Source organism: Pseudomonadota bacterium (assembly GCA_039033415.1).
Lineage (GTDB): Bacteria > Pseudomonadota > Gammaproteobacteria > Xanthomonadales > SZUA-38 > JANQOZ01.
This window is the reverse complement of the sequence record JBCCCR010000013.1, coordinates 81,513-94,962: the sequence shown is the minus strand read 5'-3', so window position 1 is coordinate 94,962 and position 13,450 is coordinate 81,513. Positions and strand designations below refer to the sequence as shown.

The following is a 13,450-nucleotide window of genomic DNA, read 5'->3' as shown; positions in this document are numbered from 1 at the left end:
GGAGGACTCGGCTTAGTTCAGGCGGCTCGCGCGGTGTGCCAGTGCTCGACACAGTCGGACACCACGGTCGCTAGCGTTTCGAGCTCCTGCTGATTAATCACAAGCGGAGGGAGCAGCCGGATTACCCGTCCGCGGGTGACGTTCAGGAGCACGCCTGACTCCATCGCCATCGCCTTGATTTCTGCGCAGTCGGCGACAAGCTCGACACCGACCATCAGGCCGCGTCCGCGAATTTCACGGACCGCTGGATGTCCACCCAAACGTTCGCGCAGCATCGCCATGAACTCCTCGCCGCTGGCGGCAGCCTGTCCGGCGGTGTCGTCCCGTGTCATGATATCCAGTACCGTCAGGCCGGCGCGGCAGGCGAGCGGATTTCCACCGAAGGTCGAGCCGTGGTTCCCCGGCTGAAAAGCCGCCGCGACGTGTTCACTCGCCAGGCAGGCGCCGATCGGCACGCCGTTACCTAAAGCCTTGGCGCAGGTCAGGATATCGGGCTTCATGTCTTCGTGCTGGAAGGCAAACCAACGTCCCGTCTTGCAGACGCCCGACTGGACCTCATCGAGCACCAGCAGCGCCTCGTAGCGGTCGCACAGGTCGCGGAGGCCTTTGAGGAAACCCAAAGGTGGGACATTGATGCCGCCTTCGCCCTGAATGGGTTCCAGCATGACGGCGCCGATGTTGGGGTTGTCTTTAAACGCCTGCTCGATCGCCGCCAGGTCACCGAACTCGACGGCGGTAAAACCGCCGACAATGGGGCCAAAACCCTCCTGGCTCTTCAGGTTGTCGGTGGCGCTGATGCAGGCCAGCGTGCGGCCGTGAAAACTACCCTTGGCCACCAGGATGTCGGTGTTCGCACGCCCCCGCCGCCAGTGGTAAAGGCGCGCGAGCTTGACCGCACACTCCATTGCCTCAGCGCCAGAGTTGGTAAAAAAGGCCCGCTCGAGGCCGCTGATTTCAGCCAACCGGTCGGCGAGCTGCTCCTGCAGCGGTATCCGTGGAATGTTTGAGGTGTGAATGAGTTTGCCGGCCTGGTCCGCCAGCGCCGCTGCCAGTTCCGGGTGTCCATGTCCCAGGCTGCACACGCCAATACCAGAAATGGCATCCAAATACTCGCGCCCATCGTCTCCCGTCAGCCAGACACCGTGACCGCTGACAAATCCCACCGTCAGCCGGCCGTAAACATTCATGAGGTGATCCAGAGACACGGGCGTTCCTGTTGCTAAACAAAGCGGTATTTTGAGGCAGGATACCGGGCTGTGTCCACGGTCATCCCGCAACGTTCCCGTCGCCTGTGGAGTGGTTCTGGCACATTTTTTTACGCTCAGTTAACGATGGCTGTGCTCTAATTATGGGTTCAACGACGGCGAATCTGCCGACTTTGATACAGAACGAGGGAGGAATTGCATGGAAGTCAGCGTCAGGCTCCAGCAGCTGCTGGACCGTTATCCCGTGTGTGTCTTTATGCGCGGATGTCCCGAGCAGCCGAGCTGTCGTGAGTCGCTTGAGGCGATCGAGACCCTCACCGACGCCGGCGTGAGTTTTCACAGCGTCGACATCCAGCGCGACCCGGAGCTGCGTGCGCTCCTGCAAAAGTCACCCGATTACTCAGAGTTACCCCAGGTCTTTCTGAACGGACAGTGCCTGGGCGGCGCCACGCTGCTGCGCGAACTCCACGTGCAGGGTGAGCTGGTGCCGATGGTTGAGCAGCTGGATGTTCAGTACCAGCTGACCGGATAACCTCGCCGCTTTCATTGATTCAGCTTGCGGATTCCTCCGCCGTAACGTCCGACCAGGGAATTCCCAGCTCGCTGTGCCATCGGTTGACGATGGCACAGAAGAGCGCCGCCGTTTTCTCCACGTCGTAGATTGCCGAATGGGCCTCGTTGGCGTCCCAGTCAATGCCGGCCGCGCGGGTCGCCCGCGCCAGTACGGTCTGCCCGAAAGCCAAACCACCCAGCGTTGCGGTGTCGAAGCTGCTAAACGGGTGAAACGGGGAACGCTTATAGCCCGTTCGGGCAATGGCTGCGTTCAAAAACCCGAGGTCAAAGGACGGGTTGTGGCCCACCAGGATTGCGCGCCCGCAACCCGCCGCTTTCATCGCCTCGCGAACCGGCTGGCAAAAGGTCTGTAGCGCAACTTTCTCATCGACCGCCTGACGCAGCGGGTGATCGGGAATGATCCCGGTGATCTCCATCGATTTGGGGTCCAGCTTGGATCCGGGAAAGGGCTCGACGTGCACCGCAACGGTGGGGCCAGGCCTCACGACGCCCTCGTCAGTCATTTCAATCGGGCAGCCAGCCATTTCGAGGAGCGCGTGCTCCTGACAGTCGAAGCCCCCGGTTTCCAGATCCACAACAACCGGAAGAAAACCACGAAAGCGCCGGGCGATGGGTGATTTTGTCTGACTCAACGAATCTGTCCTGGGTTACGCGGGCGAGCGGGGAAGCCGCAAGCCGCAGAGTAGCACGCGGAAGTCAGTGACAGTTTGAAGCTTTGTAACGGTTGGTCAGGATGCTGGAGCGGTGCCGAGAATCACCTCGCGCTTTGCGAGGTCGGCCAGAATTCCCGTGCCTGCCTGAACTATTGCCTCAGCGTTTTCTGCACCCAGCTCGCCAGCGATAAGCTCCAGATAACGTCGGCCGGTCTGGCCCGGGTCCTGCTGCAACAGCTGAAGTAGTCGAGCGGTTACGCCGTTCAGCTTGAGAAAGTGCACCTTGTCGTCGCTGCGCCGATAAATTACCAGGTGCGTCGGTTCGTCCGGCGGTGATTCAGGCTGGAATTCGGGTTTGATCAAGTGCACCGGGTATTCGTAGCTCAGCAACCAGGCCAGCGGCGACAGCGCGGGCACGCCGGCGATCAGATCGCCGTCCGGATCGACAGCAACGTCAGATTGTTCGGCTTCGTCCAGCGACAGCGCCAGCTCGGCCCACTCGTAGTGCGCTAGCTCCAGGATAAACGGCGGATCGCCGTGTTCCGGACCGCGGTGATCCTGCACAAACTGCAGAAACTCGCGAGGCAGTTCAGGAAACAGCGGCGTGTGGGCGCGGTGCCGGACAAAAAAATCGCGAACGAGATCGTGCCAGCGCTGCTTGGTGTAAAGCTTCCGCAGCACCGGGAAGTTGTTGGCGATGAACCCCTGAATGTTGTTGAAAAACAACTCGCGGTAGATCGCCATGCGGCGGTCTTCGATGTCATCCGGCGCCGGCGTCTCGCCAGGGTTACGGATGTGGCCGGCGAACTGCCGCTGCAGTTCGCTGAGCCGGGACATCAGGCGCTCGCCTGTGCGACAGGCTCACCGCGCTCGGGCGCCTGTCGCTGGATGCTGCGAATGTTCTCCACCTCGTCGAGCAGCTCGGCGATGGGTGGGAAGTTAAAGTCGCGCTCTACCAGGGCCGGAAGGGGTCCCCAGAGCTCGCAGGCCTCTCGATACAGTGCCCACACCGGCGGAATAATCGCGGCGCCATGGGTGTCGACAATCAGATCCTCGGCCTCGTTGTAGTGGCCCGCAACGTGGCAGTAGGTCACGCGCTCGCCGGGCAGGGCGGCCAGAAATGCTTTGGCGTCGTAGCGATGGTTCACGCTGTTGACGTAGATGTTGTTCAGATCGAGCAGGAGATCGCAGTCGGCGCGGTTAATGATTTCATTGATGAACGTGATTTCGTCCATCTCCTTGCCTGGCGCTGCATAGTAAGAAACGTTCTCGATCGCGATACGCCGATCGAGAATATCCTGCGTGCGACGGATACGCTCCGCCACGTAGTCCACCGCCTCCTCCGTGAAGGGGATCGGCATGAGATCGTAAAGATGGCCGTCGTCGGTGCAGTAGCTCAGATGATCGCTGTAGGCGCGAATCTGGTGCTGGTCCAGGAAGCTTTTAAGGCGCTTCAGAAAGGTCTCGTCAAGCGGGGAAGGCCCCCCGATTGAAAGGGACAGGCCGTGGCACACAAACGGGTACTTTTCGGTGTAGCTGCGGAAAGTTCGTCCGAGCCGACCGCCGACGTTCATCCAGTTTTCCGGGGCAACTTCCCAGAAATCTACCGTCGGATCGGCCTGAGTGTCGCTGGCGTGGGAACGCAGCGGGCCCAGGAGGGCCCGCCGCAGCCCAAGTCCAGCTCCTGCAACCGGGTGGTTACTCATGGAGTTGGCAGGGTATTACCGGGTTCAGGCAGCGCCGCCGCACTTGCCCTCGCCACACTTGCCTTCTTCGCCCTTGTCGCCACCACAAGAGCCTTCTTCACCCTTGTCGCCGCCACATGAGCCTTCTTCACCCTTGTCGCCGCCACATGAGCCTTCTTCACCCTTGTCGCCGCCGCAAGAGCCTTCTTCGCCCTTATCGCCGCCGCAGGAACCTTCTTCACCTTTGTCGCCGCCGCACTTGCCTTCGCCGCAGGCGCCTTCTTCACCCTTGTCGCCGCCGCACTTGCCTTCGCCGCAAGAGCCTTCGGAGGTGTCTTTCTCACCAGCCAGCTCATAACCTGCGTTGAGGTCGGTCAGCTCGAACGGGTTATCAGCCGCAGCCGCAGTACCCAGGGCAAAGGTGGAAACAAACGCTGCGCCGACAGCGGCGGTCAGAGGCTTGATAACGATCGATGATTGCTTGGACATGTTTGTAAATCCTCAGTTTTTAAGCTTGGCCTTTGGGGCCGTCATTTACCGGGCGTTCGCGGCCAAATCCGCTGGCGCTCCTCTCGATGAAACTCGGTTTTCAACCAGTGCCCGTTTACTTCGCAAGTGTGGCGGGTGGGGCACAGCTCCCGGTCACGCTCTAAGAGACCCGTGCCTTGAGAAATCGCTTTCATCATTTTTTCACGGGAATCCAATTTTGTCGATTTCTACTTTTATATCAGGGGGTTAGCGTTCCTTCGGGCTGAGGCTCGGCAGGCGAAGTTGCGCTATCAATGACCTGCATCTGCAGTGTCAGGTGGCGATCGATCCATCGATGTCCGGCGACCAGCAGCGCCAGCGCCAGAAAAGACCCCGGTGCCAGGGCCGCGACCACGAAACCGCCGCCCTCGAATACGTTTTACCAGCCCCAGGCCAAAACCTTAGGCGGTGTGGGTTATGACCGCCGGCAGCGGACTGAGCCCAGGGAGCTGAAGCAGCCCCGGGTTGTTGGACCAAAGGCCCTCGCTCCAGGAAGTCACAGTGGTTTGCATTTCCCGCAAAATCGCGCGAAAAGGCCGCCTTGTCAACGCCTCTCCACCGCCTGGAACACAATAAAAACCGATCATCGGAGATCGCTTGAGGGGCTGACGCCGCTCACCTATTAATACGCCCCATGAACAGGACATCGGGATTTACGTTGGTCGAGCTCATGGTCACCCTGACCGTGCTGGCCATCATGATTGCCGTCGGCGTGCCAGGCTTCAACCAGTTTGTGCAGGGGCAGCGGACGACGACACAGGTGAACGCCGTGATTCAAGCGGTCAATCTGGCGCGGTCTGAGGCCCTCAGCCGCGGGCGCCCCACGGCGCTGCGGTCGATGGACGGCGACTTTAATACCGGCTTCGAGCTGTGGGTTGACGGGAACAGCGACGGCGACTATGTCGACGCCGAAGACGAAGCGCTGCGCGTTTATGAGCCGATTCAACAGGCCAGCTATGCCTTTTCGGCCGATCCGCTCAACTTTCTGGCGTCTGGCTGGCTGGGCGCTGCCTACACGGTCAACGTGCTGGCCGACGGCTGCAAGCAGCAAAACGACCGCAACATCTTTATTACCCGCACCGGCGGGATCAACGTTGTAAGGAATAACTGTCCATGATGATCTCACGTTCCCCGAGGCACGCGCAGCGCGGCACCACGCTCATCGAGGTATTGATCGCGGTGCTGGTCCTCTCGCTCGGGCTGCTTGGCCTGGCTGGGCTGCAGGGTATTTCGCTGCGGTCGAGCGGCAACGCGTTTATGCGAACTCAGGCGACCAACGCTTCTTACGAGATCCTCGACCAGATTCGGGCGAATCGTCAGCAGATCACCCTGAACGGCGGCCCGACTGCGGCGCAGCTCGCCCAGTGGCAGGCTTTTGTCGGCGGTGTGCTTCCCAACGGTCAGCTTCAGGTGACCGGTCCCAACGGCGGGGCCCTGGCTTGTGATCCGACCAGCTGTCGCATTGCGGTGCGCCTGAGCTGGGCCGACACGGTGCAGCGCGGCACCGACGCTGCGCAATCCACCGCGGCTGGCTATGACACAACCGATGCAGCGCTACAGTGGTTTGAAATGGATACGCGGATATGAGCCGCCTTGACCGACAGCCAATCCGACAGGCCCGGGGTTTTGGCCTGATTGAGCTGATGATCGCGCTGCTGCTCGGCATTGTAGTGATGGGCGGTGTGGCGCAGGTGTTTTACTCGACCTCCCAGTCCTACCGCGCACAGCAGGCGCTGTCCCGGGTCCAGGAGTCGGGGCGCTTCGCCATCGAGATCCTGAAGCCCCGGCTTCGCCCAGCCGGCCGCACCAACTTCTGTGTTGCCAGGCTTCAGACCAATGAGGTGCTGGACAACGGCGCCCCGGGCTACGAAGCGGCAATCTACAACCCCAACCTGCCGGTGGTGGGCTTCGAATTTAACGGGACCGATCTCGACGACAACTATGCATTGCCCGCGACGCTGGGCACGGGGGCGGTCAATGCCGGCGACTACTCAACGGCTTTTGGCGCTCTGGCGGTCCCGCAGGCGGCTGTCGACAACGCCGTTCCTGGGAGTGACGTCCTGATCATCAAGTACGCTGAGCCGGTCGATCAGGTCACCGCCTGTGGCTACGATATCGCGTCAGCCGATCTGAACCTGAATTTTCCCGTCGACTGCGGAACCACACCCGCAGCGCCCTATTCGCAGACCGAGCTGGACGAGCTCTTTCCGCGTGGTGGACTGGTGATGGTCACCGACTGCAACACGGGCGGCGACTTGTTCCAGCGCACCAACGACGGGTCTGCGGCGTTTTCGCTCAACGACGGTGGCACAACGCCGGGCAATCTCGCGGCCGGACTCAGCCGCAGCTACAACGACGAAGCGCAGGTGCTGCCATTTCATTCGATCATGTTCTTTATCGGCGTTAACGCGGGCGGCCAGCCGGCGCTTTTCCAGATGGACTACGGCACGGACGCCACGCCCGAAGAGATCATCGAAGGCGTTGAGAACATGCAGCTCCTGTTTGGAGAGCTCGACGGGCTGGGCAACGTGACCTATCTCGAGCCGCATCTGGTAACCACGCCGGCCAATATCGTGTCGATGCGCGTGTCGCTGCTGCTTCGCTCGACCAACAACGCTGATCTGGAAACCGATGATCAGACCTACAACCTCAACGGCACCACGGTGGACCCGGTGGACGACTCGCGTCTGCGCCAGGTGTTTTTCACCACCGTCGCGGTTCGCAACCGCGTCAACGTAATCTAGGACCGCTACCCATGAAACAACCCATTCACGCTTTTCCTCACCGCCAGCGCGGCGTCGCGCTGCTGATGGGCATGATGATGCTGCTGGTGTTGACGCTCATTTCTGTCACCGCGATGCAGGGCAGCACCATGCAGGAGCGAATGGCAGGCAACGTTCGCGAGGCCAACCTGGCATTTCAAACCGCTGAAGATATCGTTCGGCAGGTCGAAGATCAGGTGAGGCTGGCGGCCGAGACAGGCACCTTTGGCGGCATCCTGCCTCAGGGCTGGGTCGATACGGGCATGGGCGTTTACGACTGCGCCGGCGCCAAGCTGCTGGCCAACGCTGATCAAACGACGTGGCCCCAGCCGACCAGCACCTACACCAACCGCGGCGATATGCGCTATCAGGTGGTGGAAATGAGCGGTGTCGGCGGACGTTCTGTCGCCTGTAAGCCGCTTGAGGAAGAGCCGCTAGTCGGGGCCGGCAACCGGTCGTCATATTTCCTGGTCTTCGGGTATTCCGAAGGACCTGCGTCCCGGGCCAACGATATGGTCGTAACCACTTATTACTACGAAGACTGAAACGGAATTCAGTTTCATATCCCTGACAGGGAGATGGGAGTTAGACATGAAGAATCGCTCTGCCAACACAAAAATGTCGCTGCTGCTGGGACTGGCGGCGTCCTGCTTTCTGAGCGGCAACGCCTGGGCGCAGCTGGATATTGCCAACCAGCCTCTGGTGGTCTTTCAGAACGTCAAGAGCAACGTCATTGTAGTTCTGGACGACTCGGGCTCGATGTCGTTTGAAACAATCACGCCGACCAACGATGGTTCACTCTGGTGGCAGGGAGGCGCAACGGATTCGTTTGTACAGAACGACGGGACCTTCTTTTTTGGTACGGCAGGTCGGAAGTCTTCTTACATCTTCCCGCGCACCGAGGGCCCCAACGGCGGACACTTTGTCATACCGCCGTTTCCCCAGTTTGGTTTTATGTGGTCTTCGGCCTATAACACGGGTTACTACGATCCGACGCAGACTTACGAGCCTTGGCCCGATTTCGGCGCGCTGACGTTCAACGACATTGACCCAACGGCTGCTCCGTCCGATCCGTCCGGGTCGACCGGCAACGCCAACAGGCTCCACGACCTAACCCAAAACCTGGCGTTTACCTTTGAGGGTTTCCATTTCAACAATGGGATGGTTATTCCCGATGGCGCTCGCTACCGCAACGGCGCCAATGACGCTTGGATCGATCAGGTGGGGGATCAGGCCTGGAATGGCGGTGACGGCGCAGAGCGTGGCATGGATTACTACCCGTCGTTCTACTACACGCCCGTCAATACGGGAGCCTATACGCTAACGATTCCCGGCGTCGCACCGCTCCCGGATGTCGTGGTAACCGGTGACTGCGCGACGCGATTAACGGCCAACTACAAAATTTTCGAACGTATTCCGACCGGGATCGCGGGCGACGCAGATGCGCTGGGTCCCGACGGTTCCTGCCTGGTTCGAACTGACATTGCTCCGGGTACGCCAGAGATGCAGAACTTCGCCAACTGGTTCAGCTACTACCGCAAGCGCCACCTGTCGGTGCGGAACGGTATTGCCGGCGCATTTGTCGACTTGCCGCTGGGCATGAACGTGGGATATTTCACCATCAACAATCGCAACACCGTGGCGATGCGTGAGTTCGACAACAATCCGGCGGTAGACGAGCGAAATCTGTTCCTAACGGACATTATTAACGAGAACTTTGGCGGCAGCACGCCCAACCGACAGGCGCTCAACCACGCCGGTAATCAGTTCCAGCGAACCAACAACCCGGTTATCGAGTTTGAGTGCCAAAAGAACTTCGCGGTGATGTTTACCGACGGCTTCTCAGCCCTAGGAGGCATCCCGACGCCCGGAAACGTAGACGGCGGTGACGGACCTCCTTATGCAGACACGTTCGGCAACACCATTGCCGACATCGCCATGGACTACTATCGCCAGTTTGATGCGAGCGGTCTGACTTTCCCGGTCGAAAACCAGGGCGAGGTGTCAATCCCGCGTGCATGCGATACGGCGACCTTACCGACGCCCCTAGATTGCCGAACCGACCTTCACATGAACACTTATATGGTTGTGCTGAACGGTCTTGGCAGGGTCTTCGGGGTCACCCACTTTGAAATCGAAGACGCTTATGACAACCCCCCGACCTGGCCTGACGTTAACGGCTCACGAGATCCGACTCAGATCGATGACCTCTATCATGCCGCGATCAATGGCCGCGGACTGATGCTCAATGCCGCGACGCCCACCGAGATTGCCGAGCGTTTTCAGGAAGCACTGGCCGACATCGTAGCGCGCTCCCGGCCCACCACCTCGTTGACCGCAACCTCAACCCGGCTGACCACGGAGAGTCGTCTGTACCAGGCGGCGTTCGACAGCTTTGACTGGTCCGGTGATCTGGTGGCTGTAGACCTGGAAGGCACCGTTGAATGGTCGGCGGAAGACGAGCTGAAAGCTCGAACGACTGACCGTCTGGTGTTTACGATCAACGACAGCGGTGGCGTCGAGTTTGACGACTTTACCGATCTTGCGGCCAACGTTCAGACCGAGCTGGCAGCTAATCTTGACACGGTCCTCGGCGTCGACATCAATGCGGCAACTCCGGCCTTTACGGGCGATCAGTTCCTGGATTTCATCAAGGGTGACGCCGCACTGGAAGGCACGCTGTTCCGCGTTCGCGAAAACCTGCTCGGCGATGTGGTCAACTCAGAGCCGATCGTCGCAGGACCCGGCAACGAAGGTTGGGCGCGCCTACCCGCGGGTTCCGGCGGTGGCACCACTTACGTCAACTACGTGGACGGGCCCAAGCAGAGCCGCCCGCTGACGGTTTATGTGGGCGCAAACGACGGCATGCTTCACGCCTTCGATGCTGAAGACGGTGAGGAGTTTTTTGCATACGTCCCTCGGGCGATTACGCCGAAGCTCGCTGAGCTCAGTAATCCCGGCTACCTGCACGAGTTCTACGTTGACGACACCGCCACAGCGGCTGACGCGTTCAGCGGCAGCTGGCGGACGGTCCTGGTCGGCGGAATGGGTGCCGGCGGTCGCGGCATATACGCGCTTGATGTCACCAACCCTGGCACCTTTAACTCGTCAAACGTGCTGTGGGAGCTCACTTCGGAAGACGACCCTGACCTCGGCTTTACCATCGGACGGCCGGTCATTAGCCGGACCGCGGCCGGAACCTGGGTCGCGATCTTCGGTAACGGCCACAACAGCCAGAATAATGAAGGCTTCCTCTTTGTGGTGGATCTGTTTAACGGAACCGTGTTGGCCAAGCTGCCCACGGGGCAGGGCACCAACGCTGATCCGGCGGGCCTTGCGTCGCCTCGGCTCGAACTGAATGGCGCTGACGGGCTTTCCGTCGCCAATGTCTATATCGGCGACCTCAACGGCAACATGTGGAAGTTTGACGTGTCGGACAACAGCCCGGGCAACTGGGGCTCCGCCTTTAATTCCGGCGGCAACCCGCAGCCGCTGTTTACAGCACGCGACCGGAACAACAACCCGCAGCCGATTACCTCGGCGCCCACGTTGGCGCGGACGCCGCAGGGGGATCTTGCGGTGTTCTTCGGTACCGGTAAGTTCTTTGAGACCATCGACGCCACCGTGAGCTCCACCCCGATGCTGGAGACTTTCTATACGGTCGTTGAAGATCGTCCGGACTTGGATCCGCTGGCCGACTTCAACATCGGCAGCCCGGGCACCCGGGCTGACCTGGTCGATATTCGACTCGGGCAGGAAATCACCGACAACGGATTTGTCGTTCGCCGTATCGATACCACTACGGTCCCGGGTGAGCTGGGTCAAGGCTGGTTCATCGACCTGGCGCTGAACGTTAACAGCCCGACTGGTGAGCGGGTGGTGGCGACACCACGCGTCAGCTTCGGAACGCTGATTTTCACCACCTTTGAGCCGACCAACACGCCCTGCCTGCCAGGCGGTATTCCGCGACTTTACGTGCTGGATGCCGTGACCGGTGGTCCACGGCTGGCCAGCAACGTGCTCGATTGCACCGACTGCGTTGGCCTTGAGCTGACGACGGGTGCGCCGCTGGTGCCGCCAGTAGTGATCGATAAGACGGGTGAAGAACGGCTGCAGGGTTGCTATGACGACCCGACTGCACCCGGGTGCTTCTGCATCCTGAACCCGGGAGACGCCGCATGCACCAACGAGCCGGTGGACCAGATCCTGTCGGCCTGCGAGTTAGGGTCGAGACCGGTGGTGGTGATCGATCCGGTAACGCGAAGCCGGATTCCGATCGGCTGTATCAAGGAAGGCCGAACGGTCTGGGGTGAGCGAGAGCCTTACTAACTTGGCTCTCGGCGGCCCGGCTGGGCTAACATAGGACTTGTTTCCCGCCCCTGTGGGCGGGCGCAAAGGAAACACACACAGCGGAGAGACCGGCCATGCGCCAGCAAGGATTTACTCTGACGGAGATGCTGATCGTCGTTACCATCGTGGCGATTATGGCTAGCATCGCCATCCCGACTTACAACGAATTCACCCAGCGCGCGCGCCGGACGGAAGCCAAGACCGCGTTAACTCAGGCGTCGCAGGGCCTAGAGCGCTGCTTCACGCGGTTCGGCGTTTATAACAACGTCAGCTGCGATACGTTTGTGCAGGTCAACGGCGGCTTCAACTCGGAGTCAAACTGGTACACGATCACCGGCGTCGTCAACGCGGCGGATTACGTGTTGACGGCCAACGGTCTCGGCAGCCAGGCCAATGACGCTAAGTGTGGCGACTACGGCGTCGACGAACTGGGTCAGAAGACCCACACCGGTTCGGAAGACTTCGAGTACTGCTGGAGCCGCTAGCCTGCGGGCAACCGGTTAGATATCCAGCGAGTCGAATTCGGCCAGGTTCACCAGAATCTGATAAACGCTTCGCTCGAGCTGTTCCCGCTCGCTGGACTGCGTCAGCTGGCGCATCGCGTCCGAGATCGCAATCCACCAGTGCATATGGGCGGCGCTGAGCTGCGCTGCCACGGGGATGAGGTCGCGCGTCAGCGGCAGGCTCTCAATCGCGGACTGCTTCAGTAAGACCATGGCGTCCAGCTCTAGCTCGTTTTCCTGCAGCGAAGCAAGCAATTCCTGAATCACCTTGGGGTCGGACTCCAGCGCGAGCGTATTCGCGGGCTCAGCGTTGGCGGCCAAAAACGCAATGTCGAGGTGACTTAAGATATCGCGCAGCGAGCCGCGCAGGCTGAGCCACAGGGCTCGACGGCGTTCGTGTTCCCGCGACTGCTGGAAATACGACAGGATTCCGACCAGGAAAAACCCTTCGATGCAAAAGCCGATTAGCTCGGGCAGCAGGTTGTCGTGGAAGGCCCCTTCCAGACCGGGCTGGATGAAATACCAGTAAAGCGACAGCCCGGCGATCCCGAAAAAGGCCAGGGGCGCAATCAGCACGTAGCGTTTCATTGGGCATCGCCTTCATTCTCGGCGTGTGCCTGGACGATCCGGGCAATCTTGGCGGCTTCGCCAGTCGTCAAGTCCAGCGGCAGATTCTGCACGTAGACCACGAGTTCCGGACGGATCGGTATTGGGAGCAGGTCCGGCGGTTGCTGCACGGTTGTCAGCTTGATTTGCTCGAGCGCTTGCTGCTCCTCGGATCCGGCTTTGCCGGGGCTCTCAGATCGCCGCCGCAGCTGGCGCGTCTCGGCTGTGCTCGGCACAAAAGCCTCGGGATTGTCGCTCCACGCGATAAAGTCCTGCAGCGCCGCTTTCAGCCGCTCGCCGTAGATGCTAAGGGTCTCAGCGCGAATGGAGCTACCCTGCAACTTGTGAAAGCGCGCGCACAGCTGATCGACATCGAGCTCCCGCAGATCGGCGGCTTCTTCATCGCCGAGCTGAGAGAGCAGCTGTTCGGCCGCGTTACGTCGGCTGCGTGCGGTGGCTGGATTCAGCTGACCGGCCATCGCCGACTGTTTGAGGAATTCCAGCAGTTTTTCGGAAGAGTAGGTGTTTGACATGCCTGGCAGCGCGGGTTAACCAGCGCCGATTCTCGACCAATTTCTGGCCGTC

Annotated in this window: 15 protein-coding genes; 7 read left to right on the top strand and 8 right to left on the bottom strand. The window is 60.5% G+C overall.

Going from position 1 to position 13,450, the window contains the following annotated elements; genetic code table 11:
• Positions 1-17: 17 nt before the first annotated feature.
• A complete protein-coding gene (locus AAF358_12405; GenBank protein MEM7706352.1) occupies positions 18-1,187 on the bottom strand; it encodes an aspartate aminotransferase family protein in 1,170 nt (389 codons plus the stop codon).
• Between the two features lie 217 nt (positions 1,188-1,404).
• Between AAF358_12405 and AAF358_12400 the strand changes: the two genes are divergently transcribed.
• Positions 1,405-1,737, top strand: coding sequence for a glutaredoxin domain-containing protein (locus AAF358_12400; GenBank protein ID MEM7706351.1), 333 nt, complete (start codon positions 1,405-1,407; stop codon positions 1,735-1,737).
• Positions 1,738-1,756: 19 nt separating this feature from the next.
• On the opposite strand, the gene rnt is transcribed toward AAF358_12400, so the two are convergent.
• The 5 genes from rnt to AAF358_12375 all read right to left on the bottom strand — a co-directional run bounded on the left by rnt (position 1,757) and on the right by AAF358_12375 (position 4,999).
• The gene (gene rnt / locus AAF358_12395) at positions 1,757-2,389 is read right to left on the bottom strand and encodes a ribonuclease T (protein MEM7706350.1); all 633 of its coding nucleotides are present in this window, start codon (positions 2,387-2,389) and stop codon (positions 1,757-1,759) included.
• Between the two features lie 117 nt (positions 2,390-2,506).
• Positions 2,507-3,268 carry a putative DNA-binding domain-containing protein gene (locus tag AAF358_12390; GenBank protein ID MEM7706349.1) on the bottom strand — a complete coding sequence of 254 codons (762 nt, stop codon included), beginning with the start codon at positions 3,266-3,268 and terminating at the stop codon, positions 2,507-2,509.
• Positions 3,268-4,137, bottom strand: a complete 870-nt coding sequence (locus tag AAF358_12385) for a DUF692 domain-containing protein (GenBank protein ID MEM7706348.1) — start codon at positions 4,135-4,137, stop codon at positions 3,268-3,270. Before AAF358_12385 ends, AAF358_12390 begins: the two co-directional genes overlap by 1 nt.
• Before the next feature lie 24 nt (positions 4,138-4,161).
• Positions 4,162-4,605 (bottom strand): hypothetical protein, encoded by a 444-nt coding sequence (locus AAF358_12380; protein ID MEM7706347.1) that lies wholly within the window; start codon positions 4,603-4,605, stop codon positions 4,162-4,164.
• A gap of 238 nt (positions 4,606-4,843) precedes the next feature.
• A complete protein-coding gene (locus AAF358_12375; protein ID MEM7706346.1) occupies positions 4,844-4,999 on the bottom strand; it encodes a hypothetical protein in 156 nt (51 codons plus the stop codon).
• Positions 5,000-5,278: 279 nt separating this feature from the next.
• Between AAF358_12375 and AAF358_12370 the strand changes: the two genes are divergently transcribed.
• The 6 genes from AAF358_12370 (at position 5,279) to AAF358_12345 (ending at position 12,241) form a co-directional block, all read left to right on the top strand.
• Positions 5,279-5,761, top strand: a complete 483-nt coding sequence (locus AAF358_12370; GenBank protein ID MEM7706345.1) for a GspH/FimT family pseudopilin — start codon at positions 5,279-5,281, stop codon at positions 5,759-5,761.
• Positions 5,758-6,231: a type IV pilus modification protein PilV gene (gene pilV / locus AAF358_12365; GenBank protein ID MEM7706344.1), complete on the top strand. Its 474-nt coding sequence runs from the start codon at positions 5,758-5,760 to the stop codon at positions 6,229-6,231. Before AAF358_12370 ends, pilV begins: the two co-directional genes overlap by 4 nt.
• Complete coding sequence (locus AAF358_12360; GenBank protein ID MEM7706343.1) at positions 6,228-7,388, top strand: PilW family protein; 1,161 nt, start codon at positions 6,228-6,230, stop codon at positions 7,386-7,388. Before pilV ends, AAF358_12360 begins: the two co-directional genes overlap by 4 nt.
• An 11-nt stretch (positions 7,389-7,399) precedes the next feature.
• Positions 7,400-7,951, top strand: a complete 552-nt coding sequence (locus tag AAF358_12355) for a PilX N-terminal domain-containing pilus assembly protein (protein ID MEM7706342.1) — start codon at positions 7,400-7,402, stop codon at positions 7,949-7,951.
• A 46-nt stretch (positions 7,952-7,997) separates the two neighbouring features.
• The gene (locus tag AAF358_12350) at positions 7,998-11,735 is read left to right on the top strand and encodes a PilC/PilY family type IV pilus protein (protein ID MEM7706341.1); all 3,738 of its coding nucleotides are present in this window, start codon (positions 7,998-8,000) and stop codon (positions 11,733-11,735) included.
• A gap of 95 nt (positions 11,736-11,830) precedes the next feature.
• Positions 11,831-12,241, top strand: coding sequence for a type IV pilin protein (locus AAF358_12345; GenBank protein ID MEM7706340.1), 411 nt, complete (start codon positions 11,831-11,833; stop codon positions 12,239-12,241).
• Positions 12,242-12,256: 15 nt separating this feature from the next.
• On the opposite strand, the gene AAF358_12340 is transcribed toward AAF358_12345, so the two are convergent.
• Together AAF358_12340 and AAF358_12335 are read right to left on the bottom strand one after the other, a co-directional pair.
• Positions 12,257-12,847 (bottom strand): hypothetical protein, encoded by a 591-nt coding sequence (locus tag AAF358_12340; GenBank protein MEM7706339.1) that lies wholly within the window; start codon positions 12,845-12,847, stop codon positions 12,257-12,259.
• Positions 12,844-13,398, bottom strand: coding sequence for a hypothetical protein (locus AAF358_12335; protein MEM7706338.1), 555 nt, complete (start codon positions 13,396-13,398; stop codon positions 12,844-12,846). The genes AAF358_12340 and AAF358_12335 overlap by 4 nt, the downstream gene beginning before the upstream one ends.
• Between the last annotated feature and the right edge of the window lie 52 nt (positions 13,399-13,450).